This is a genomic window from Microbacterium sp. (genome assembly GCF_030149085.1).
GTDB lineage: Bacteria > Actinomycetota > Actinomycetes > Actinomycetales > Microbacteriaceae > Microbacterium.
Genome location: NZ_JASBSF010000066.1, coordinates 1 through 3,076, shown reverse-complemented (window position 1 = coordinate 3,076; position 3,076 = coordinate 1). Strand labels below are relative to the sequence as shown.

The following is a 3,076-nucleotide window of genomic DNA, read 5'->3' as shown; positions in this document are numbered from 1 at the left end:
CTGATACGGGTCGGTGTTTGTGCCGAGCATGACCGGATCGCCGGGCCACGACGGCCGTGCGAGCTCTGTGCGCAGCACGTCGGCGACGTTGACCTTGACGACGATCTGCGAGTCGAAGTCGCGCCCGGCATCCAGCTCGAGGTACTCGTGCGTGCCGCGGGCGAAGCAGTTGTGACTGATAACGCCGTTCGCGATGAAATCACCGGTGCCGGTCGTGATGTCGACCATGTCGATGCTGTGCCCGAGATCTTCGATTTCGACGACGCGGAGGTCACTCGATGTCTTCACCGCAGTGTCGACTATCGAGAGCTTTCTCGTGATCGCGGGTCGTGAGATCTCGAAGAAGCGCATCCGCGAAGCCAGCCCGCCCGTGACCCGGATAGCGCTCACCCCGTTCGGTCGCGGCCCCTCGGTGACGGCAGGGATGTCAAAGCACGCGAGTGCCTCGCGGACCGTGCCGAGCACGTCCGCGCTCTTGTTGCTGATTCTCAGCACACCCCGGGAACAGGAGCCTTCGGCGTCGAAGATTCCGCCCAGGTATCCGGCGAGCCACTCCTCGCTCAGGTCTGCGGGTCGCTTGATGAGGGCCTCAATTGCGGCGACCCCCTCTTTGCGTGCTGTATGGATGGCGAGCATGGCGCGCCGTTGCTCGGTTGCGGCTGTGAACGGCCTCACGTTGGTGGGGATTCCCTCGAGCGCTAAAAACGCCTGGGTGCGTTCCAGAGCCTCCGTGTCCGCAAGCGCGAGTCGAAAGGCGTGAATCGCGCCGGTGCGACCCCGACGCGGGTAAGTCTTGTGCAGAATCATTCCGTCGCCCTGGATCATTCCCGCCAGATAACCCAGTCGCCACAATCTGTCGGCGGCGTCACGACTCACGGCTCGCGCTGCGCCCATGCCGAAGCCCATGAGGCGGTTGTTAGCGGTCAGGTAGGGACGCTGCTCCGGTCCACTCATCGCACCCTTCACGTGCTTCCAGCCCCGCTCGGTCAAGAAGCGGTGATCGGCGCTTGCGATGAGCTCTGTCCCATCGGCGAGGGTCACGCGGTGCGCGCGTCGATTCGTCGTCCACTTCGCGCGCACCGTTGTGGCGACGTACCGGCGGTACTCTCCGCGGCGTTCGGTGCCGATGATCGAATCGCCGACCCGGAGATCGCCGAGGGTGCGGGTGCGGCCGTCGGCGAGCAGGATCGTGGTTTCCGGAGCTAGGCAGTAGGAGCACGCATGACTGCATCCGCGATAGGGGTTCACGGTCCAGTCGAACGGCATCGCCGAAGCACCCGGGACGTGGTTGAGGGCGCTCTTGGCAATGACCTCGTGGAAGGTCATGCCCGCAAACTCGGGTGTCGTGACGGACCGGACGAAGCCCCCGAGGTGCTCCATCCCGGGCAGCGCGTTGGCGTCGCTCGCGCCTATCGCCTGCCCGTTCCATCGCATGCGCATAGTCGAACAAAAATACGACTTACTGTCAACCCGCGACGCAGAGTATCCGAACTTGATGCCGAACCTGGAGGCATCCTACAAACGCGAGACGCAGTACCGCCCCACGTGAACCGCAATCCCACACCGGGTGCGAAGCGCTGACAGCCCGCGGGCATAGAATCGCGTCGGCGACGGGGCCGAACCGCCGATTCCGGCAGGCCCGCGCCATCGATGTGGAAGGAAGGGCTCACATGGAGCGCGACATCTACGACGAAGACCACGAGGCGTTCCGCGACGTCGTCAAGGAGTTCGTCAAGCGATACGTCACGAATGAGGCAATCGCCCGGTGGGATGCCGACGGCGAGATCGACCGCGACACGATGAAAGCTGCCGGTGAGTCCGGACTCATCGGCCTGTCGGTGCCGGAAGAGTTCGGCGGTGCCGGGATGCTGCAGGACTACCGCTTCCGCGCGATCGTCATGGAGGAGGTCATCGCGGCAGGCTCGGGATCGCTGGCCGGTGCTTTCGGCATCCAGGACGACCTGGCCGTGCCCTACCTCGTGCACATGGGCACCCAGGAGCAGAAGGAGAAGTGGCTTCCCGGTATGGCGACCGGCGAGGTGATCGGCGCGCTCGCGATGACCGAGCCCGGTGCCGGCAGCGACCTGCGCGGTATCAAGACGACCGCGAAGAAGGTCGACGGCGGCTACATCGTCAACGGTGCCAAGACGTTCATCTCCAGCGGCAAGACGGCCGATCTCGTCGTCACGTTCGTCAAGACCGGCGAGGGCAACCGCCCGGATGCCTTCAGCCTGCTGCTCATCGAGAACGGCATGGAAGGCTTCGATCACGGCAAGAAGCTGCACAAGATGGGCTTCCACGGCCACGACACCGCCGAGCTCTCGTTCAGCGACGTCTTCGTTCCGGAGGAGAACCTCATCAGCGGCCGCGAGGGCATGGGCTTCGTGCAGCTCATGATGAACCTGCCGCTCGAGCGCATGTCGATCGGTGTCGCCGGTGCCGCCGCGGCGCAAGCTGCCCTGGACTGGACGCTCGCCTACACGAAGGATCGCGAAGCGTTCGGTGAGCGGATCGCCGACTTCCAGAACACCCGATTCCGGCTTGCCGACATGGCGGCATCGGTCGAGGCTCTCTGGGCATATACCGATCGCGTCATGCGCGCCTACAAGGACAGCAAACTGAGCGCCGAAGAGGCAGCGAAGTACAAGTTCTGGGCGACCGAGCGGGAGTGGGAGGTGCTCGACCTCGGCGTCCAGCTGCACGGTGGCTACGGCTACATCACTGAGTACCCGATTGCGCGCGCGTTCCTCGACGCTCGCGTCCACCGCATCTATGGCGGCACGAACGAGATCATGCGCGAGATCGTCGGGCGGGACCTGGCCGGCAAACGCTGATCACTCGTCGCACCCGCGGATGCCGCGACACCGCCCTCTGAGGAGGCGCGGGTCGCGGCATCCGTCGTTCGCGGCGGCGCCGGCCCGGACAACTGGGCTGGCTGACTAGGCGAGGCCCCAGGGGAAAAAGAGGGTGAAGAGGGCGGCGGATGCTACCCAGAAGGCGGCGATGAAAACGACGTCGCGGGTGCGGAACGGGACGAGATGGCGCTCGGTGCGATCGGGGTAGGCGCCGAAGGCGC

General features: G+C 65.1%; 1 protein-coding gene and 3 pseudogenes. 1 reads left to right on the top strand and 3 read right to left on the bottom strand.

Annotation, left to right across the window (positions count from 1 at the left end):
* From Q1V87_RS02735 to Q1V87_RS02725, 3 pseudogenes are all read right to left on the bottom strand, one after another.
* A pseudogene (locus tag Q1V87_RS02735) lies at positions 1-168 on the bottom strand (radical SAM protein); the annotation flags it as partial.
* Between the two features lie 246 nt (positions 169-414).
* Positions 415-636: pseudogene (locus tag Q1V87_RS02730) on the bottom strand (LAGLIDADG family homing endonuclease); the annotation flags it as partial.
* Between the two features lie 360 nt (positions 637-996).
* Positions 997-1,434, bottom strand: a pseudogene (locus Q1V87_RS02725) (radical SAM protein); the annotation flags it as partial.
* A 236-nt stretch (positions 1,435-1,670) separates the two neighbouring features.
* Here Q1V87_RS02725 and Q1V87_RS02720 point away from each other — a divergent pair.
* On the top strand, positions 1,671-2,834 hold the full coding sequence (locus Q1V87_RS02720; RefSeq protein WP_300590763.1) for an acyl-CoA dehydrogenase family protein: 1,164 nt from the start codon (positions 1,671-1,673) through the stop codon (positions 2,832-2,834).
* The last annotated feature ends 242 nt before the right edge of the window (positions 2,835-3,076 follow it).

What these genes read in the sequence shown, in the direction of transcription:
- Q1V87_RS02720 (WP_300590763.1), top strand. Translation starts at nt 1,671, where the DNA reads ATGGAGCGCGACATCTACGACGAAGACCACGAGGCGTTCCGCGACGTC.